At 38.2% G+C, this 18,792-nt stretch carries 19 protein-coding genes and 1 tRNA gene; 9 read left to right on the top strand and 11 right to left on the bottom strand.

Going from position 1 to position 18,792, the window contains the following annotated elements; translation table 11 throughout:
- The first annotated feature begins 24 nt into the window (after positions 1 to 24).
- A complete protein-coding gene (locus tag H9X96_RS03325; protein WP_187664896.1) occupies positions 25 to 474 on the top strand; it encodes a hypothetical protein in 450 nt (149 codons plus the stop codon).
- Positions 475 to 1,046: 572 nt separating this feature from the next.
- On the opposite strand, the gene H9X96_RS03320 is transcribed toward H9X96_RS03325, so the two are convergent.
- Positions 1,047 to 1,565, bottom strand: a complete 519-nt coding sequence (locus H9X96_RS03320) for a hypothetical protein (RefSeq protein WP_187664895.1) — start codon at positions 1,563 to 1,565, stop codon at positions 1,047 to 1,049.
- A gap of 10 nt (positions 1,566 to 1,575) precedes the next feature.
- On the bottom strand, positions 1,576 to 1,824 hold the full coding sequence (locus tag H9X96_RS03315; RefSeq protein ID WP_187664894.1) for a hypothetical protein: 249 nt from the start codon (positions 1,822 to 1,824) through the stop codon (positions 1,576 to 1,578).
- A 1,173-nt stretch (positions 1,825 to 2,997) separates the two neighbouring features.
- On the opposite strand from H9X96_RS03315, the gene H9X96_RS03310 reads away from it, so the two are divergent.
- Positions 2,998 to 3,414: an EVE domain-containing protein gene (locus H9X96_RS03310; protein ID WP_187664893.1), complete on the top strand. Its 417-nt coding sequence runs from the start codon at positions 2,998 to 3,000 to the stop codon at positions 3,412 to 3,414.
- Here H9X96_RS03310 and H9X96_RS03305 read toward each other — a convergent pair.
- Positions 3,411 to 4,607: a cation:proton antiporter gene (locus H9X96_RS03305; protein WP_187664892.1), complete on the bottom strand. Its 1,197-nt coding sequence runs from the start codon at positions 4,605 to 4,607 to the stop codon at positions 3,411 to 3,413. The genes H9X96_RS03310 and H9X96_RS03305 overlap by 4 nt on opposite strands.
- 41 nt (positions 4,608 to 4,648) lie before the next feature.
- Entirely contained in the window at positions 4,649 to 5,170 is a 522-nt protein-coding gene (locus tag H9X96_RS03300; protein WP_187664891.1) for an acyl-CoA thioesterase, read from the bottom strand.
- A 100-nt stretch (positions 5,171 to 5,270) separates the two neighbouring features.
- Here H9X96_RS03300 and H9X96_RS03295 point away from each other — a divergent pair, with 100 nt between their 5' ends.
- Entirely contained in the window at positions 5,271 to 6,755 is a 1,485-nt protein-coding gene (locus H9X96_RS03295) for an alpha-amylase (protein WP_187664890.1), read from the top strand.
- On the opposite strand, the gene H9X96_RS03290 is transcribed toward H9X96_RS03295, so the two are convergent.
- The gene (locus H9X96_RS03290; protein ID WP_187664889.1) at positions 6,745 to 8,013 is read right to left on the bottom strand and encodes a DUF5103 domain-containing protein; all 1,269 of its coding nucleotides are present in this window, start codon (positions 8,011 to 8,013) and stop codon (positions 6,745 to 6,747) included. The genes H9X96_RS03295 and H9X96_RS03290 overlap by 11 nt on opposite strands.
- On the bottom strand, positions 8,013 to 9,929 hold the full coding sequence (locus H9X96_RS03285) for an ABC-F family ATP-binding cassette domain-containing protein (protein WP_187664888.1): 1,917 nt from the start codon (positions 9,927 to 9,929) through the stop codon (positions 8,013 to 8,015). The genes H9X96_RS03290 and H9X96_RS03285 overlap by 1 nt, the downstream gene beginning before the upstream one ends.
- Positions 9,930 to 10,223: 294 nt before the next feature.
- Between H9X96_RS03285 and H9X96_RS03280 the strand changes: the two genes are divergently transcribed.
- Entirely contained in the window at positions 10,224 to 11,252 is a 1,029-nt protein-coding gene (locus tag H9X96_RS03280; protein WP_187664887.1) for a quinone-dependent dihydroorotate dehydrogenase, read from the top strand.
- Positions 11,253 to 11,585: 333 nt separating this feature from the next.
- Here H9X96_RS03280 and H9X96_RS03275 read toward each other — a convergent pair whose 3' ends face one another.
- The 3 genes from H9X96_RS03275 to H9X96_RS03265 all read right to left on the bottom strand — a co-directional run bounded on the left by H9X96_RS03275 (position 11,586) and on the right by H9X96_RS03265 (position 12,670).
- Positions 11,586 to 11,762 carry a hypothetical protein gene (locus H9X96_RS03275; protein WP_062550053.1) on the bottom strand — a complete coding sequence of 59 codons (177 nt, stop codon included), beginning with the start codon at positions 11,760 to 11,762 and terminating at the stop codon, positions 11,586 to 11,588.
- Between the two features lie 37 nt (positions 11,763 to 11,799).
- Positions 11,800 to 11,870, bottom strand: a tRNA-Cys gene (locus tag H9X96_RS03270).
- 50 nt (positions 11,871 to 11,920) lie between these two features.
- Complete coding sequence (locus tag H9X96_RS03265; protein ID WP_187664886.1) at positions 11,921 to 12,670, bottom strand: RNA methyltransferase; 750 nt, start codon at positions 12,668 to 12,670, stop codon at positions 11,921 to 11,923.
- Here H9X96_RS03265 and H9X96_RS03260 point away from each other — a divergent pair.
- Positions 12,661 to 15,099: a BamA/TamA family outer membrane protein gene (locus H9X96_RS03260; RefSeq protein ID WP_187664885.1), complete on the top strand. Its 2,439-nt coding sequence runs from the start codon at positions 12,661 to 12,663 to the stop codon at positions 15,097 to 15,099. The genes H9X96_RS03265 and H9X96_RS03260 overlap by 10 nt on opposite strands.
- Positions 15,100 to 15,168: 69 nt before the next feature.
- Here H9X96_RS03260 and H9X96_RS03255 read toward each other — a convergent pair whose 3' ends face one another.
- Positions 15,169 to 15,666, bottom strand: a complete 498-nt coding sequence (locus H9X96_RS03255) for a hypothetical protein (protein ID WP_255430967.1) — start codon at positions 15,664 to 15,666, stop codon at positions 15,169 to 15,171.
- Between the two features lie 112 nt (positions 15,667 to 15,778).
- Positions 15,779 to 16,255 carry a TspO/MBR family protein gene (locus H9X96_RS03250; protein WP_187664883.1) on the bottom strand — a complete coding sequence of 159 codons (477 nt, stop codon included), beginning with the start codon at positions 16,253 to 16,255 and terminating at the stop codon, positions 15,779 to 15,781.
- A 368-nt stretch (positions 16,256 to 16,623) separates the two neighbouring features.
- Here H9X96_RS03250 and H9X96_RS23055 point away from each other — a divergent pair, with 368 nt between their 5' ends.
- From H9X96_RS23055 to H9X96_RS03235, 4 genes are all read left to right on the top strand, one after another.
- Positions 16,624 to 16,845: a DUF5690 family protein gene (locus H9X96_RS23055; RefSeq protein ID WP_222943817.1), complete on the top strand. Its 222-nt coding sequence runs from the start codon at positions 16,624 to 16,626 to the stop codon at positions 16,843 to 16,845.
- Positions 16,797 to 17,033: a hypothetical protein gene (locus H9X96_RS03245; RefSeq protein WP_187664882.1), complete on the top strand. Its 237-nt coding sequence runs from the start codon at positions 16,797 to 16,799 to the stop codon at positions 17,031 to 17,033. The genes H9X96_RS23055 and H9X96_RS03245 overlap by 49 nt, the downstream gene beginning before the upstream one ends.
- 36 nt (positions 17,034 to 17,069) lie before the next feature.
- Positions 17,070 to 17,597, top strand: a complete 528-nt coding sequence (locus H9X96_RS03240; RefSeq protein WP_187664881.1) for a hypothetical protein — start codon at positions 17,070 to 17,072, stop codon at positions 17,595 to 17,597.
- Between the two features lie 91 nt (positions 17,598 to 17,688).
- Complete coding sequence (locus H9X96_RS03235) at positions 17,689 to 18,753, top strand: META domain-containing protein (RefSeq protein WP_187664880.1); 1,065 nt, start codon at positions 17,689 to 17,691, stop codon at positions 18,751 to 18,753.
- Positions 18,754 to 18,792: the final 39 nt, after the last annotated feature.

Here is an 18,792-nt window from a genome sequence, read left to right as displayed (position 1 = left end):
TGGCTGTGGTTGATTTTTCTGATCATGAACGGGCTCTTTCTAACAGGAGCTTTCAGACAACTCATCTTCATGAAACAGTTTGGTGATCATCCGATGAGTAATACTGCTTTAGTGATCTCAGTTACGGTATCCTTATTGATCACCGCTTTCTTTTTTATTCTTCGCTTAGAGACACAAATTAGCGATAAAGGAATTAATGTCCGGTTTTATCCTTTTCATTTATCCTTCCGGTTTTATCCCTGGGAAAGTATCAATAAGGCTTATGTGAGAAAATATAGTCCGATTATGGAGTATGGTGGCTGGGGCATCAGATACGGGCTGATGGGAAATGGACGAGCCCTGAATGTTTCCGGAAACAAAGGTTTACAACTGGAATTTAACAATGATCAGAAACTCTTAATTGGCACGCATAAACCTGAAGAGTTACAGGAGGTATTAAATCAGGTTTGCAAGGAAAAAGTATACAAAGATTAGATAGGTACTGCTTGCCTCCAAAGATTTAAACAGCACCTTCTGTATTATTTTAAGCTATCTAATTGACTTTGCAATTGGGTTTGCATGCTGTCCATTTGATGTTCCAGATTTTTTAAGTCTCCGGTTACCTACTGCATACTGTCTTGTACTGACTTTAAATCGATCACAACTTTTGATACAGTATCATTTACCATAATAATCATTTTATTATCATGGGGTATACCCACCATTCCGCGATCATCATTGGCATTCTCTGTGTGGGTTCACCAACCAATTCAGTTACCTTGGCTGTAGTCATGCCTGATTTTATAGATTCAAAGGGCTTTTTTTTAGTACAGGCCGAAAGGCTTAATACTGCAACAAAAATTAAGAGCATTTTTTTTATCATATAAATATATTAAATTCCAGGAACTGCGAAAGTTTATTACTTAGAAATATTCTTTCTTTATTTCGAGATTTACTACAGTATCAGATCGTTAAGCTCATTGGAGGAGTTCCCACTCTGTTGATGCGGTGGGTCTATTTTATTAGAAGATTTTGAACATTTAAGATATTGATATCAAATCAAAGGTTTAATGAACCTCACGATATGAATTTATAAAGGGTTTTAAAAGTATAATAGGTCTTTTCTCTAATGCGTTGAAGCTAGGCCATAAATTCTCAAAACTATTTAAAAAATCAGTCAAGTTATCTATTTTTTGATCGTCTTGTCTTCGGAATAAAATTGGAAAAACAATTATTTTTGAGGAATATTCCTTAGAGATTAATCTTAACTCTTTTATTTTTTTAACTAGTCCGCGGTCAGGTTTGATCGTCTCAAGTATGCAACTGGACATATCCTTAGAAAAATATACGGTATCTATTTTTCCAAGCTGATCAAAAGCTATTGCGATAGAAATAATAAAAGCTTGATGTTTAGGGGTTTTAAATAAAAGGTTAGCATTAAGATGCCCTCCGATAGTTTTTATTATTGGAAGACGTATATCTAGTGCTTTTTTATTTGGAATAATATTAATACTGAGGCTGTCCTGCGCGTTGCCAAATAGGCAATTTAGCATCAGAAATGAGCAAATGGTTAGGTATAATTTCATTGTTTTAAGTTTACTCACAAAAGACGCCTCTTCTTTTTGAACTAGAAGTCGACTTTTTATGCTGTTCATTGATATCTTCAATCTCCGCTCTTTCACCATCACTTAGTTTAGTCTTATAAAATGAGGTAAACTGTAAGCCGCCCCAAGATAAACCCCATGCATCCTTTAGGCTCAATGATGGGAATGCAACCCTTAAAGATCCAGTCAACAAATCTATATACTCATCGGCCATTTTAGAATGACCATCTCCAATTGACATTATTCCATCTAAACCTTTTGGGTATTTTGTTACCACTAAATGTGTTATTAAGCATATCTTTTATTGTATTTTTTGCATTTTTTGCGGTTTCAACAGCCTCATTTAGACAAGGGTCTTCAACCTCATTTTTACCTCTCTTTTTTCCTCTAATGGTTCTTTAACGATAGGAGGAGGACATGGTGAGAGCCATTGTTTACCTTTGGGTGGAGGTCTGGTAGGTACTTTGTAATTTAGGTCGGGGTTACAGGTTTGGGGGGCATAATTTTCATATCTTTCTTACAACCTCCTGCAATTAAGAGTAGTATCATAAAACACGATCCGATTAATTTAGAAGGAAAAGAATGGGTATAGTTTATTTTCACAGATATTAGGGATTTAAATTACCGATAATATAAAGCTGTTTTAGGTAAAAATTATTGATATTGTCAAATATAGATAATATACTGATTTGTGTAACTGATTTTCAATTAATTATTTTTACATCAATATTTTGTTGTTTTTTAACGCTTTTTGATGTTCAGCAATTAGTTCACGATGATTTATTTGATTCTGAAGTGGATATTCTAAAAACAATGCTACTGCTGATTTGCCCCTGGTTGAGGCAGGGTATGAGGTGTAGTAGTGGTCGGGAAGAGACCACATGGTCTTTAGCCGGAGGAATAGGTTCAGTTAGTATCTGGATAGCAGAGACTATGGCAACCCTACATGGACCCTAAGCGAACCCCTTCGGCTCTCTATTATAAGGCCCTTCTCTTCCCGAACACTTCCCGACCACTTCCCGATCACTATCAGGGAAAATTTCTTTGAAATCAAGAATTGCTGCTGTGTTCAGTGCATGGATTCTCAGTTATCTATGTCTATGACTGTGATGGTGCTAACTTTTCATTTTATTCGTTGAATCCTTAACACCACCTGTACCTACCTTTTCTGATCCTAACTGATTTATCCCCATTGAGTTGGGGCTTGGAAATAAAAATAGGTGAAAGGTTTGTTACTGTTTGTTACTTTTGTAGGGATTGAGAGTAAAAATTCAATTCCGTTTCACTCTTTTAAGAAGATATTTGTAGACTTTTTATCCATCATTTATACCGTTCGATGTTTAAATCTATAAAGAAATTAATAGTAATTTGTCAACGGTTTTGTCAACGATTAAGAAAAATACCCCTTTAAAACATGAAAAACACACAATTTTGGTTAGTAAAAAGTGAACCGTTTAAATACAGTTGGGATCAGTTTAACAAAGATGGCCGTACCTTTTGGGATGGTGTAAGGAATTACCAGGCACGCAACAACCTGAAAGCTATGAAAGAAGGTGATTTTGTGCTGTTTTACCATAGTAATGAAGGTAAAAATGTAGTCGGAATTGCCAAAGTAGTAAAGGAATTTTATCAGGATCCGACTACGGATGATATTAAATGGGTAGTAGTAGATTTAGCACCAGTAGAGGCTTTAAAAACACCGGTATCCTTAGAACAAATCAAAGCAGAAGAAAGCTTACAAGACATTTCATTAGTCAGACAAGGACGTTTATCGGTGATGCCACTGAAAGCGGAAGAGTTTGACAAAATCCTGGAAATGGGGTCTGTTTAATGAGCCTTATCTTCTGCAGTATGGATAACTTTCTTCGCAGCTAGCAATCCGACACTCATAATCAGGCTGGATCCAAGTACGACAAGGAACAGGAAAGCCGTGCCTACCTCTGGTATTTTTAATGCTGGAGGCAGGTTAAAGTAAAGCAGAATACTAATCAAACCTCTAGGAGCAATAAAGCTTTCCGAACCACTATTTTCTTTTCTGAAGATCTTCAGGTAAGCGAAGCGGATGATAAAGATAGTCGCTAAAATGATCAATCCATTGGCAATGACTGGCGCATCATTCAAAGCGTAGATATTCATTGTAAAGCCAAAAATCACAAAGAAAAACGTACGGATAATGAACGCACTTTCTGCAGAAAGCTGGTACAGCTGTGTTAGATCATTTGATAAGTTTTTATAGATAAAAACACTCCTGAAATAGGCATGTTTAATGGTGTCTGCATTGTTTAAGAACAATCCGAAAGCCAGAATGAGTACTAATGAAGACAAATGATAAGACTGTCCTATTGCATACACCAGGATCAGAATAGAAATGATCAGGAAAAACTTAATATGGTGCGAAATTCTCCCCATTAAATACAGCAGGGTAATACATGAAATCGCCGATAAGACAATAATTAATAAAGTATTTAGCCCTAATCCTGCAAAAGAAGACAATGAAATGTGCGGATTGGTAATGGCAAAATTGAAAAGAATAATGCTTAAAATATCTGAAAAGGAAGATTCATAAATGATGAACTCCTTACTTTTTTTACTTAACGCGGCTGCGGAGGGAATGGCAATAGCCGAGCTGATCACACTGAATGGGATCGCATTTGTAAAACAAACATACAGCTCTTTTCCGGTGATTTGATAAATGATGAAGGTGATCACGGATACGGTAGCTAACAGCACAAAAAAAGCGGAGAAAAATGCGCCTTTGATCAGTTTATTCTTTTCCTTTTCATATTTAAGCTCGAGTGAACCTTCGAACACAATCAAAATCAGACCTACCGTACCTAAAGTAGGCAGTATGGTCAGAAAATCAAAGGTGTGTAAATGGAGTTTATCTACCAGGACACGTAAGCCAATGCCCAATAATAACAGTAGTAAAACGGAGGGAAGTTTGGTCTTACTGGCAACAAGATCGAAGAGATAAGAAAATATGACGAGTCCGCTCAAAATGATTAATGTGGTATATGTCGTCATATTTTTCTTTTAGTATCTATCTAATTTATTGAGGTATAATTTTACTCTTCGAAGAACAAAGCTCTTAATTCTTTAGCGTCGTTCGCCTTCATTTTACCGCTCAGTATTAAGCGAAGTTGTCTCCTTCTTAATGCACCTGCAAATAATTCAATCTCCTCTTCTGTTTCCGGCAATATTTCAGGAACAGGAATCGTTCTGCCACTTTGATCGATGGCCACAAACGTGTAATAGGCTTCATTTGATTTTACACGCGCTCCGGATGGAATATTTTCCGCCCATACATCCAATCTCACCTCTACTGAGGTATTGAATGCGCGTGTTACTTTTGCTTCAATGGTAATTACATCACCCAATTTGATGGGCTGTTTAAAAGATACATTGTCTACCGAGGCAGTAACAACAATCCTATTGCAGTGTTTTTGCGCAGAAATAGCAGCGGCGATGTCCATCCAGTGGAGCAATCGGCCTCCCATTAGATTGTTCAATGTGTTGGTATCATTCGGCAATACCAACTCATTCATAATGGTGAATGACTCTTTCGGGCTTTTTATCTTTGTACTCATAATCTCTGCAAAAGTAAGTAAAAATGAACATACATGAAGTAATTTCAGGAGGAGCCTGTTTTTTTTAAACAAATGTACGTGGTTGATGTTATCCTAAAATATGGACAATCAAACCCTTTTTCAGTACTTCCACTGGTACTATAATGAAGCCGACAACTTATGGATTAAAGCAGGAAAAGAAGCAGAAAATCTTGCGCAGATGGGGATTACAGGCGTCTGGTTTCCACCTGCTTATAAAGCTAATTCTGGGCCATCCTCAGTAGGCTATGATCCTTATGATCTGTACGACCTTGGCGAATTCGACCAGAAGCATACGATACCTACAAAATACGGCACAAAGGAAGATTATCAAAATGCAATTCAGCTGCTTCAAAAAAATGGAGTAAATGTAATTGCCGACATCGTTTTTAACCATAAAGCAGGGGGGGATGAACTGGAAAAAGTCATGGTGAGGAGTGTGAATCCAGATGACAGGGTAGAATTTACTTCTGAGTCTTTCGAGATTGAAGCCTGGACAAAGTTCACTTTTAAAGGTAGAAATGGCGAGTATTCCCAGTTCATTTGGGATAAAGACTGTTTTAGCGGCATAGATTGGGCAGAAGATTTAAAAGAAACGGGAATCTATTCCATTCAGAATGTATACGGTGAAGGTTGGGAAGATGTGCCTTCCAAAGAACTTGGCAATTACGACTACCTGATGTACAATGACATTGAGTTTCGAAACCCAGCCGTTCGGGAAGAGCTGAAACGATGGGGCGAATGGTACGTAAACAGCTGTGGGATGAAAGGCTTTCGTCTGGATGCCGTAAAACATATCGCCACAGATTACCTGATCGAGTGGCTGGACCACATGAATGAAACTTTCGATACTTCCTTTTTTGTTGTCGCAGAAAATTGGAATATCGATAATGTAGCAGAGCTGGAGCAATATTTGGAAATTACAAAAGGACGGATGCAGTTGTTTGATTCCTTACTTCACCATCAGCTTTTCCTGGCCGGAGAAGAAAAAGAACAATATGATCTGTCTAAAATATTTGAAGGAACCTTAGTTCAGGCGCAGCCGATGTATGCCGTTACATTTGTCGATAACCATGATTCTCAGCCTTTACAAGCTTTGGAATCTTATATCGATTTTTGGTTTCGCCCATTGGCTTATGCGCTGATTTTATTAAGAGAAGACGGAATTCCATGTGTTTTCTATACTGACTTATATGGTGCAAAATATAAGGACGAAGATAAAGAAGAAGATTTGGTAGAAGTAAATCTGGTTCCTTTAGCCGAATTGCCGGAGATGATGAGGATCAGAAAAGACCTGTCTTATGGCTTGCAGCGTGATTACCTGGACTTCCCAAACTGTATTGGCTGGACAAGGGCCGGCATTCCTGAAAAAGAAAATTCGGGTATTGCAGTGATCATGAGCAATGCTGCGGAAGGATTCAAAGCAATGGAAATGGGGCAGGAAAATATCGGAAAGACAATGATTGATGTCTTAGGCAATAGAAAAGAATCCATTACTGTGGATCAGAATGGATGGGCAGAATTTTTCTGCAATGCGGAAAGCGTCTCGGTATGGACTATCGTTTAGTCGTGTTTACATTGACAAAGCCAATCAGTTCTTCCCAGCGGGATCCCGGTTTTCGGTAATACACATATACCTGATAAGTGTTTTCCGTTTCAAAGAAAGAACCTTCAAAAGTGCTCAGGTTAGTTTTACCTGTTTGTTTATCCAGCCAAACGTATTTATAGTCATAAAGCCCTTGTTTTAAGGGGATACTGGTATGGAAACGTTTAGTCGCGGGGTCATACACTAGCTTACTAGCTTCATTAAGGAGGTAATTGTTAAAACGACCAACCACGTATGCATCACCTGGTGTATTGGGAACAGCAGAATTTAAAGTAAAATAAACGCGGGCATAATCACTCTCTATATTGGCATCACGACCATCCTGATTTCTAATGAAAAAGCTGCCATTTTCATCAAATTGATTGGTAAACTTGGCCACATTTCCGTTTTGATCATTAAAAAGAATCACTTTGTTGGTCGTGTCCCTAATGATTTCTTTTACATTTTCGGCCTTATAACGGAAGCTACGCATGTCAAACTTTCTAAACTCATTCCCTCCAGGAAAATCATTGTTGTTTACATCGTTGTAAACCAAGGAACCTGGTCTGACAAACGTGGGTGTCTTATTCCAGGAAGCAGTTTGTGGAATGCCATTCTGCATCACCACTGCTTTTAAATCTAGAGATGGATTCTGAATTGGGTTGCTATGAGAAATCGTAAAATCGACTTTCTGATGTGTCCGACGTAAGTCAACCTGCGGACTAGCGGTAATATTTATCCCAATGGCAATTTGTTTATCCACTACATAAAACCGTTGAGAAACGACAGGTTTCTGAGGATTGCCATCTTCATATACTTTCAATAGGTAATTACCGGAAATTTTCGGTTTAATCTGGTAATTCGGTAAAGTAAGGGCATAATTTGTATATTGCTGCAGGGTGCCAAAAGAGTATTTATACTCTGTAATGCGGTCTTCCGACATACCATTCAGATAATCCAAAGGAGAAAGACGGGAAGGTTTCCAATCGGAAGTACAATGTTCTATGGTGTAAGAATAGATTTTACTGCCACCGTTCAGGTTGTCAAAAGAGAAGTACAAAAGCTCATTAGAGTTTAAAGCAATCACAGGAAGCGACTGTTCTTTTTGTGTATTATAACATTGTATCGTCCGGATTTCCGGTAAATATACTTTGTTATCGTATACAAATTGCTGGTCCTGAGCCACAGCAATTTGCATACTTAATAACAGCACGAAAAACAATCCGCTTAGTTTTATCATTATCCTTCTAATTCCATAATATCGGAAGCCAGTTCTTCCCATTTATTCTGGGCATTGTCTAGCTGATGTTTGGCTTCAGTATAACTTTTATTAGCTTCAGCTAGCTTTCCTATATTTGAATATACAGCTTCATCAGCGATTTGTGCTTCAATAGCTTTCACACTTTTCTCAAATTCAGCGATTTCTGTTTCAATCTTTTTCAATTGCTCATTCAGCTTTTTAAGCTGCTGCTGTGTATTTGGAGCAGATTTCTCTACTACGGCTGCTTTAGGTTTCACCTCTTTATCAGGTCTAACCGGAATACTGGTTGCTGGAGAAGGGACTCTTTTTGAATTCCATTCTTCGTATTCTGCGTAGGTACCCGGATATTCTTTGATGTCCTGATCTTCGATAAACCAGATTTTATTAGCTACGTTATCTAAGAAATACCTATCGTGGGATACCGCAATAAAAGTACCTTCATATTGCGTTAAAGCTTGGATCAGGATATTCACAGACTGAATGTCCAAGTGATTCGTAGGCTCATCCAGAATCAGGAAGTTAGAGTCTGTGGTTAAAGATTTAGCCAGGGCTACTCTTGATTTCTCTCCTCCGGATAATACACGGATTTTCTTGAAAACATCATCACCAGTAAAAAGGAAACAGCCTAAAATTCCACGTAATTCTGTATCAGTATGCTTAGGCGCGAAAGCCTGCAATTCTTCAAGAATCGTGTTGTCCAGGTGTAAAGATTCCAATTGATGCTGCGCGAAGAAAGTAGTGGTTACATTATGACCAATTTCACATTTACCCTCAAATTCTTCTGCACCTGCGATGATACGTAATAAGGTCGATTTACCTTTACCATTTGCACCGATTAAAGCGATTTTATCACCTTTTTCAATTAAACCATCTGCATTGTTTAAGATATCGATGTTTGGATAGCTCTTGTAAGCTTCTTCTACGCGGATCACGTGGCGTCCTGAAGGTTTAGAGAACTTAAACTGGAAGTTTACCGTTGGATTGTCGTCATCAACATCCTCTACACGTTCCATTTTATCCAGGGCTTTCATCCTCGACTGTGCCATTTTCGCTTTAGAAGCTTTGGCACGGAAACGCTCGATCAAACGCTCTTCCTGCTTGATTTTAGCCTGCTGATTTTTAAATTCTCCCTTTTGAATCTCTCCACGCAGTGATTTTTCTTCCAGATAGAAGGTATAGTTACCAGCATAAGGAGTTAGTTTTCCTTTGCGGGATTCTACGATACGGTTCACTACTTTGTCTAAGAAATACCTATCGTGAGAAACGATCACAATGGCACCTTCAAAGCTCAATAAATAAGTTTCCAGCCATTTGATGGAAGGTAAATCCATGTGGTTGGTAGGCTCATCCAGCAAAAGAATGTCTGGAGTCTGCAAAAGAATCTTTGCCAGCATTACCCGCATTCTCCACCCTCCGGAGAAGGTGTTTAATGGTCTGTGCTGATCTTCCGTACTGAAACCAAGACCTGCGAGGATTTCATTGGCTCTATATTCTATGCTATACCCATCTAAAGCTTCAAACTCCTGCTGTTTATCGCTCAGTTTGTTCAATACTTCTTCAGAGTAATCTGTTTCTATCTTTTTTAAGAGTTCTTCAATTTCATCATGCAGCTGATTTTGGCGTTCAAAGGCCTCCATTGCTACGTGTAAAATGCTATGGTGTGAATCGTAAGAAAGTAAATCCTGGTTCAAGTAGCCTATTTTCAGGTCTTTCGACATGGAAATACTGCCTGAAGAAGGGCCATACTCGCCAACTATTATTTTTAGAAGGGTAGATTTACCGGTTCCATTGGCTCCGATTAATCCAATTCTTTCTCCTGGTTTAATGTGCCAGTTTGCCTCGTCGTATAAAGCTCTGGAGCCTATCAGGAATGTTAAGTCGTTTATTGAAATCATTTGCCTGCAAAAATACGATTTTGTTTGCTCTACAATTGCATTAAATTTGACGGATTTGTAATTTATTTTTAAGGGATAGGAAGGGTTAAATACGTGTTATGAGGGGATTTACGCGTTTTTCGGAGCGCTGATAGAAAATAGACGGTTTTGTGGGCAATGAATTTTATAGCTATTGTTACTGCATTGTTAACATTACTGCGTATTTTTGCGTTTTTGGGAGGGAAGGTGTTGTATCTCAGGATACCATCATCTCAAACCCGTTGTCCTATATCCAAACGTTTCTATATTCGTTACATGTACCGTCTAATAAAACCTTTATTCTTCCAGTTTGATCCTGAAAAAGTACACCATTTTGTGGTGAAACAATTAAAATGGTTCAATGATCACTTCCCAATGGGAAAAACAATTTTGCGCAGTAGCTTTGATGTCAATATCAAAGGACTGGAACGTGAAGTATTTGGTATCAAGTTTAGAAACCCCGTTGGACTGGCTGCAGGTTTTGATAAAAACGGAGAATATGTAGAAGCGCTGAGTAATCTGGGATTCGGTTTCATTGAAGTGGGAACGGTAACGCCTTTACCACAGCCTGGGAACGATGCACCACGTATGTTTCGTTTACAGGAAGACTCAGCGATCATCAACCGCATGGGCTTCAATAATAAAGGGGTAGATACGCTAGCAGAGCGGTTACGCTTGTTAAAACTGAAAGATAAAAGCATCGTAATTGGTGGTAATATCGGTAAAAATAAAAATACACCTAATGAGGATGCGGTAAGCGATTACATCAAATGTTTCGATCGTTTATTTGACGTAGTGGATTACTTCGTGGTGAATGTAAGTTCTCCAAATACCCCAGGATTAAGAGCACTGCAAGAGAAAGCCCCGCTGATGAGCCTATTGAATACTTTACAGCAAAGAAATCTAACGCATCCAACAAGCAGACCAATCTTATTAAAAATTGCTCCAGACTTGACCAATGAGCAATTGGATGATATTGTAGAAATCGTTTTACAAACTGGTATTGCTGGTGTTATCGCTACTAATACCACTATTGATAAGAGCGGATTGAATAGTCCGGCTGAATTAACCGGAGAAGCTGGTGGATTGAGCGGGAAGCCTTTAACTACACGTTCAACAGAGGTGATCAGGTACATCTCTACGAAATCAAATAAGGCATTCCCTATCATTGGTGTTGGCGGTATTCACTCTGCTCAGGATGCTAAAGATAAGCTGGAGGCTGGTGCGTCACTTGTACAGCTCTATACTGGCTTTATTTATGAAGGCCCAGGTATTGTGAGAAAGATTTGCAAAGAACTCGTTTAAATATGGGAATTGGCTTTGACTTAGGAATTCAACCTTAATTCGTTCCGATATATTGATTCAAATAGAAGTAGTAATGAAATCAATCATTACTGCTTTTTTTATGCCTGATAATTTAAGAATATAGCGGTAATAAGCATCATACTGAGGCTTGAAAGAAAATCAGCAGGTCTGTGAGAAGGCCTAGGAAGGTTTGCTCCCTTCCGGGCAAATTTTCCAGCCTTAGAATAGATTTGCTGATTTTATGTAGCGCAGGGAAGAAATGTACAGTATGCTAAAAACGAAAAAAGACCTTAGGAATCTCCTAAAGTCTTTCTTATTTCTGGTAACAGAAACTTATGCTCTCGCAGTAAGTTTGTCTAGAACAGCATTGTTTTTAGCCAATTGATCTGTAGTAGACTGTTTAGAACGGCTACCTAATTCAATGTTAGTCGCTAATTTTAAGTTTTTCACATCTAATTTAGCGAAAGTCTTATTTCTTCTGTCTTTTCTTTTTAATCTAGTAACTGCCATGGTGTAACCCTTTATTTTTTTATTTATTGTAAATCTGAGGTCGAGAGCGGATTCGAACCGCTGTAGGAGGTTTTGCAGACCTCTGCCTAGCCACTCGGCCACTCGACCTTTCTAAAAAATTAGAATGCAAAAGTAGCAATTAAATCTAAGTATGCAATTTATTTTTGAAAATTTCTGCTGATATCTGCGCATAGTATTGCTGCACAAACTGCTACGTTTAAAGATTCTGCTCCGCCAATTCTGGGAATCGTCACAGGTACGGTGATTAATTCCATAATTTCCGGAGAAATTCCTTGTCCTTCATTTCCTAAAATCACCAATCCTTCAGTTCCCCAGTCTACCTTATACATACTTTTTCCATTCAATACCGCTCCGAATACTGGAACTGGCGGGGAAGAAAGCAATGGTGCAAGGTCCTGATAATAAATTTCCATCCTGCTCAATGAGCCCATTGTAGCTTGTACCGTCTTCGGATTATACACTTCTACTGTATTTTGAGAACAAATGATGTTTTTAAAGCCAAACCAATCTGCAGTGCGGATGATGGTTCCGAGGTTTCCCGGATCTTGTATGCCATCAAGTACTAATGAAAAGCTGTTTTTGAGCTGTTTTGTATCCAGTCCCTGGTTTTTAGGGAGATGAACCAAGGCCAGAATCCCTTGTGGTGTTTGTAAAGTACTTATCTTATCCAGTTCCGTACTGTTTACTTCAAATAACTTTATATTTGCAGGTAATTCAGGGAGTAGAGACTGATATTGAGCCAGATAATAGATGCTGTGAACCTGGTAAGAAGAATGAATAAATTCTGCAATAGATTTTATACCTTCAATAATAAATATCCCATTTTCTTTACGGTACTTTTTTTGATGTAACGATTTTATAAAACCTATTTGAGATTTTGAAAGCATACTATAATTATAAAAAGAATGTCCAGTTTCTTGCAATATTACTACTTATTATTGTTTTTGTGGCAGGATGTTCTTCAACAAAGTACATCGAACCCTACCAATCCATCGTTAAGAAAGTAAAAATTGATAGCATAGATCCAGCTTTCGAAGAGGAGGCTTATAACTATATTCAAAAAGATATTCGTCCGACTTCCAAGTTAGGCATCAACGTGTTGCTCTATAATATGTTCAATACCAAGGACGGTCGTTATAAGACGAGTAATGTCAAACCTTTGGGAAGCCCACCGCCAATTCTTGACAGTGCAATTGTGGATATTTCCCGCAGTCAAATTGAAAAATACCTGATGAGTAAGGGGTATTTTAATGCTAAAGTGAAGTCTAATATTAAAGTGAAAGATCAAAAAGCGGAAGTCACGTTTGTGGCGAATACCGGGCCGGACTTTAAAATTTCAGAATTTACCTTCCAGATCCCAGATAGCGCAGTAAAGCAGCTGTACCTCTCACAGAGGGATCTGTTTACTCGTATTAAAAAAGGAATGCGCTTTGATGATGATTCGCTCTCTTTCGAAAGAGATAAGATTTATCAATTGATGAAAGAGAATGGTTATTTTGATTTCGCCAAGCCTTATGTGAGGTTTTTGGTAGACTCAAATACCAATGCCAGTAAAGCGAAAGTGACTTTGTTAATCGATAACCCATTGGATAAATCACACCATTCAAAATATAAAATAGGAGAAACCAATATCATTATTGCCCCAAATTCAGATGGTTATCCCGATTCTGTCACCTTAAATAAACGAATTTTTAAGGGGATACGGTATACTGACCTCTCTAAAAAATTCAGAAGAAATCCTGTTGTGCGTTATAATTTCCTACGTGAAGGAGAACAATATGACATCAGGAATGAAAACATCACTTTTGATAGACTATATGAGCTGAATGTATTTAAAAATGTTAAAATTGATTATCAAAAAGCGAAAGACAGTACGTTAAAAGTAAGCCCATTTGTGCAATTGATTCCTCAAAAAATCATGAGTAATAGAGTGGAAGGGGAAGTGCCTTTTAATGGCGGTACGGTTGGATTTAACCTGAGTAATACTTATACCAATAATAACTTTTTTAGAGGTACAGAGCGTTTCGAGTTTCAGATTAAAGGTGGTTTACAATCGAGGGTTGGTCAGGGCGGCTCTATTTTTAGCGATATTTACCAACGGGATTTCTCCGTCAGTGCCAGTCTAACTGTTCCTCGCTTGATGATGCCTTATTTTTCTAAATACGTGACGGGGAAAGGCGGAATGCCACATACGATCTTCTCCAGTAGTTATGTGTTCGCTTTGCAAAAGGATTTTTTTTCCAGAAGGGTGTTTTTAAATTCCTTGACGTATGAATTTATAGAAACAAAATCTAAACTTCATTCAGTGACACCGATCAACTTTGAGTATAGATTTGGTAGCCTACTTTTCAATGATAAAGATACCTCACAATATATTCAGGACCTGCTTAAAAACAATAAATACACCATCGATTTATTGAAAAGGAAGAGCATTACATTAGGTATTAAATATGTATACTCCTTAAATGCTGATAAGCTGCTGACTGGTAATGATTTTATTTATTTCCGTGGGAATATGGATATAGCTGGGAATATGCTTTATGCTTTTTCAAAACTTGCAGGTGTAGAAATGGCTCCTCGGCAAGAGATTTATGGGAAACTTTTAGGCGTTCAATTTAATCAATATGTACGTCCGGAAGTGGATATAAGATGGTATAAAGGTTTGGGACTGGATAAGCAATTTGTAGCCAGATTAAACCTTGGTGTAGGATATGCCTATGGGAATTCGATAGACATGCCATTTGAGAAGCAATTCTTTGCGGGTGGATCTTCAGGGGTTAGGGCTTGGCAGGCTAGAACTTTAGGCCCCGGGGCTTATAATCGTGGAATTGCAATTCCAAGTGAAGAACAACGTAGAACACTGTATGGTCTGGATCAACTCGGTGACATGCACATGGAAGCAAACCTGGAGTATCGTTTCAAACTAGTGAATAAGTTTTTCGGTGGTAAATTAAAAGGAGCAGTCTTTTTAGATATGGGGAATGTATGGAACCTCCGCAAGAAGATAAACGACTCTACTAAGGTAGTTGATGTAAATACTGATGTGGGTGATGAAACGGTTTTCAGAATAAAAAATCTGGCTAAACAGATAGCGATTGGTACTGGGATGGGATTTCGTTATGATGTACAGTACTTTGTCTTCCGTTTTGATGTAGGTCTTAAGCTTAAAGATCCACAGTTTAAAGGATCAGATCAATGGGTGATTAGTAAATTTCTGGGTGGTGGAAAGAAATTTAGAGAAGATTATGATAAACTCAATACGCCAGATCGGTATCGTTTTGTACAGTATAATTTCGGAATCGGAATGCCTTTCTAAATATCGCTTTAATACTGATCAGGCCATACCTATGAATTGGTTTTGTCCTGATCAGCGGCTATTTATAAGTTAAAACATCTTCTTTAAACCATCAAAAATAGTTTCAAAGAAGGTGGAGGCACTCAGGCCGTTGCTGTGGTTAAAGTAAAAGAAAACCAGGAGTAAGATCACCGCTATAATGATGAATTTTCTAAAAGCAAAAGCCAGGAATACCAGGATTAATGGGAATAAAACTAGCCATAAACTACTAATTGTATATGGATTTAGGGTGCCATCTTTTTTGTAGACATATAATAATTTACTGTGTGTACCCTTGTCATTCTGGTGTTTCAGGTAAACGAAAGCCGATCTTTCTAATTGCAGTGGTAATACTGCTATTCCGTCATTGAACTTAATAGGCTGTGTAAAGCCACTCACTGTAAAAGTATAGACACCATTGATTTTTTCTATTGGATTATCCAGCGAATCTGCTGCAATAATAGCAAGCTTGCTGTTTTTCAATAGGCTCTCTTTTACGATAAAATTATTGATGTCTGCATGTTGTGCGAAGACAGTTGTACAAGCCATAATTAGCAAAAGCACTAAGGATAATCTTTTCATTGCGCTAAAAATCATTGATGTTATTAATTTTTTCAAATGTAGTAAAAGCGAATATGTTTTTTGCAGACCCGCTATTAAATTAACCGTTCAGCGAAAAGATGCTGTAAGTCAAAACGGTTGCAAAACATACCCATAGGAAGTAAGGAATGAACAATAAACCCGCAGTCTTGTCAATTTTGTAAAACATGGAAGCATTGATGACAATGACAATCAATAAGAAAACAATTTCAAATAAGGCGGCACCTAAAGATTTCGCGTAAAAAAACAAGAAGGACCACATGATGTTGAGTACCAATTGAATGGCATAGACTGCCACCATGCGTGGGAAATTGATAATCTGTGCTCTTTTTTGCCATACTAAATAGGCAGAAACTCCCATAAGGATAAAAATAGAAGTCCATACCGGCGGGAAAATGGTATCCGGTGGATTGAAAGAAGGTTTCGCGAGGGTAGGATACCAGGTTTTTACGGAATTTAGGGTAAGTATGCTTCCAGGAGCACCAACTGCTAAAGGAATCGCCAGATTAATCACAAAGGCAATAGGATTGAATTTCATCTGCTATGAATTGAAGGTTAAAGATAAGGGGGGAAGGGCCATGGTCTTAGCTTAGACTCGCAAAAATCATAAATTTTTTCTGAGTAAAAAGCATAAACCTAATTTGCCTGGCTTCCGTAGGCGAAGGTAATTGAAATCTAACAATTCCTTAACCTAAACTTTGTTTAGTATTAATACACAAAGTTTAGTATTTCAGAACATGTAAATGTTCAATGATGTCGGGGAAATTAGTAGTATTCGATAGGGCCGTGAAGGTTCATGCTTATCCACAGCAAGTTGTCAAAGCAGAAGATATAGACCTGAGATATCATCTCACATATGTGATCAATGGTAATTCTGAAGTATTAATTGTCAATCAATAATTCTGTATGAACCTGTTAAAATACTGTCGGAACAAGGTTGCGGTTTGGCCATATTTCTATATTTCTTTTTTGGCGGGGTTAGCGGCTTTCGGCTGTTACAACAGTATGTATGCTTTTAGAAAGGCCTTTACTGCAGGTATTTTTGATGGCCATCAATATTTGGGGGTCGATTATAAAGTATGGTTAGTGATTGCTCAGGTAATGGGTTACACCAGGAGGTCAGTGTAGAACCAGCTTTGATGATTTATCGCCTTCAAGAGTTTATGCAGGCAAAATTTGAAGGTTATACTTTGCTGTGTAATTCGCCTGTGATAGACTGCACACCAACTGGAAATGGTGTAGCAGTTCGAGTGTCCGGCAATCGTACTTATCAGGCCAATAAAGCGGTGCTTTGTAATGGTTATGAATTTAAATAGCTCTTCCCGGAATTATTTGCTTCCAGCGGACAGGTGATGAGTAAACTTCAAATGATGCGGACGGTGCCTATGCCAGAGGTTGCCCTAGAAGGAAATATTTTAACAGGACTAACCATCAGAAGGTATGAAAGCTTTGAAGATTGCTGTCCTTCGTTTAAACAGTTGGCCACTCCTGATCATGATAAGGAATTGAAAGAATGGGGCATTCATTTATTCTTTAAAAAAGCAGTAGATGGTAGTTTTATCATCGGAGACGCTCATGAATATCCTGATGTTGCCCATTTTGATGACCTTGGTTTCAATGTGAAACAGCACATCAACGAGCTGATGCTGAAAGAAGGGGAACGGATGGTGAACTTCAACCTTCGTGATATGGGAACCACCTGGGCCGGTTATTACCCTCAGCATCCAACAGAACGTATTTTTGAATATAATATCGAAGATTGTATTCACATCCGTACCTGTATCGGTGGAAAAGGGATGACTGCTAGCGCTGGATATACTGAAGCTAGTTTTAAAGGTATTTTTGGCTTTTTACTGTTTTCAGCATTTTGCTTGTATTGAACCAATCATATAATTTTGGTGTGAGAATTGTAGTTACCCAAACGTCTGTGGAAATGGTCAAAGGTTAAATATCATTTTAAATACACGCAAAATGTTAAAAAGTATCATTACAAAAAAAGGAATTCTATCACTGCTGATTGTTTTTGGCAGTGTGATGAGCGCAATGGCCGCGGATGTGATCACGTTGATGGTGAAGGAAGACCGTGCCTCTTGTACTGGAGTTGCCCCAATGAATTGTTTACAGGTAAAATACAAAAACAGCAAGAATTGGGAGCTTTTTTATAGCGAAATCCAAGGATTCAAGCATCAGGAGGGGTATCGTTATACGCTTTCAGTGATTAGGACAAAAAGAAAAAACGTTCCTGCTGATGCGTCTGCTTATACCTACAAACTGAAGAAAGTGATCAAAAAGGAAAAGATCATGGTTAAGCCATTCGACACTAAAGACCCGTTATTAACAGCTGCAAACCAGAAATGGACGCTCAGCAGAATCAACGGCCGAGCGGTAAACAGTGATCGCGTTTTTATCAGGTTGGATGAAAAGGGGAATAAGTTTAATGGTTCTGGAGGTTGTAATAGTATTTTCGGAAGCTTTAACTATGTCCCAAAAACTAAAAGTCTGTCTATAGGTAAAGTAGCTTCCACTATGATGGCCTGCTCAGATGAAAAGGTGAACAAGCTGGAGTCTGAATTTACACAGGCCTTAAGCGATCAAACCTATAGATTGGAGACGAGTGGGAATACGCTGACTTTTTATAAAGGGAAATTGAAAGCTTTAGCGTTTAGAACCGAAGCGAATAGTAACAACGATATCTGGAGTTATATTGGTAAAAACCGATGGAAATTGATCCAGATGGAAGGGGTAACGCAGGACAATTCACCGGTTACGATTTCTTTCAATCTGGCAGAGCGCCGTTTTAGTGGTAATTCTGGTTGCAATAATTACTTCGGTAATTATAACGCGGGAAGTACTACAATTGCTTTCGGTCCGGCAGCAAGTACACGTCGTGCTTGTATGGATAAGGACTTGAATGAACTGGAGCGTAAATACCTGAGCATTTTAGGAAGTAAAAACTTTAAGTTTGATGTGGCAGACCAGACACTGAACCTTTATCAGAATGATCGTCTGGTACTGATGTTTGGTGTAACTAAATAATAAGCCTGTATAGCCTACCTCATACCTCACTTCTGTGAT

This window comes from Pedobacter sp. N36a (assembly GCF_014472395.1).
Classification (GTDB): Bacteria; Bacteroidota; Bacteroidia; order Sphingobacteriales; family Sphingobacteriaceae; genus Pedobacter.
Note: the sequence above shows the minus strand (reverse complement) of the source record. Positions and strands in the feature narration are given on the sequence as shown.

Coding starts and splice junctions, on each gene's coding strand:
- H9X96_RS03325 (WP_187664896.1), top strand. CDS start 25: ATGAACGGGCTCTTTCTAACAGGAGCTTTCAGACAACTCATCTTCATG.
- H9X96_RS03320 (WP_187664895.1), bottom strand. CDS start 1,565: ATGAAATTATACCTAACCATTTGCTCATTTCTGATGCTAAATTGCCTA.
- H9X96_RS03315 (WP_187664894.1), bottom strand. CDS start 1,824: ATGTCAATTGGAGATGGTCATTCTAAAATGGCCGATGAGTATATAGAT.
- H9X96_RS03310 (WP_187664893.1), top strand. CDS start 2,998: ATGAAAAACACACAATTTTGGTTAGTAAAAAGTGAACCGTTTAAATAC.
- H9X96_RS03305 (WP_187664892.1), bottom strand. CDS start 4,607: ATGACGACATATACCACATTAATCATTTTGAGCGGACTCGTCATATTT.
- H9X96_RS03300 (WP_187664891.1), bottom strand. CDS start 5,170: ATGAGTACAAAGATAAAAAGCCCGAAAGAGTCATTCACCATTATGAAT.
- H9X96_RS03295 (WP_187664890.1), top strand. CDS start 5,271: ATGGACAATCAAACCCTTTTTCAGTACTTCCACTGGTACTATAATGAA.
- H9X96_RS03290 (WP_187664889.1), bottom strand. CDS start 8,013: ATGATAAAACTAAGCGGATTGTTTTTCGTGCTGTTATTAAGTATGCAA.
- H9X96_RS03285 (WP_187664888.1), bottom strand. CDS start 9,929: ATGATTTCAATAAACGACTTAACATTCCTGATAGGCTCCAGAGCTTTA.
- H9X96_RS03280 (WP_187664887.1), top strand. CDS start 10,224: ATGTACCGTCTAATAAAACCTTTATTCTTCCAGTTTGATCCTGAAAAA.
- H9X96_RS03275 (WP_062550053.1), bottom strand. CDS start 11,762: ATGGCAGTTACTAGATTAAAAAGAAAAGACAGAAGAAATAAGACTTTC.
- H9X96_RS03265 (WP_187664886.1), bottom strand. CDS start 12,670: ATGCTTTCAAAATCTCAAATAGGTTTTATAAAATCGTTACATCAAAAA.
- H9X96_RS03255 (WP_255430967.1), bottom strand. CDS start 15,666: ATGGCTTGTACAACTGTCTTCGCACAACATGCAGACATCAATAATTTT.
- H9X96_RS03250 (WP_187664883.1), bottom strand. CDS start 16,255: ATGAAATTCAATCCTATTGCCTTTGTGATTAATCTGGCGATTCCTTTA.
- H9X96_RS23055 (WP_222943817.1), top strand. CDS start 16,624: ATGAACCTGTTAAAATACTGTCGGAACAAGGTTGCGGTTTGGCCATAT.
- H9X96_RS03245 (WP_187664882.1), top strand. CDS start 16,797: ATGGTTAGTGATTGCTCAGGTAATGGGTTACACCAGGAGGTCAGTGTA.
- H9X96_RS03240 (WP_187664881.1), top strand. CDS start 17,070: ATGAGTAAACTTCAAATGATGCGGACGGTGCCTATGCCAGAGGTTGCC.
- H9X96_RS03235 (WP_187664880.1), top strand. CDS start 17,689: ATGTTAAAAAGTATCATTACAAAAAAAGGAATTCTATCACTGCTGATT.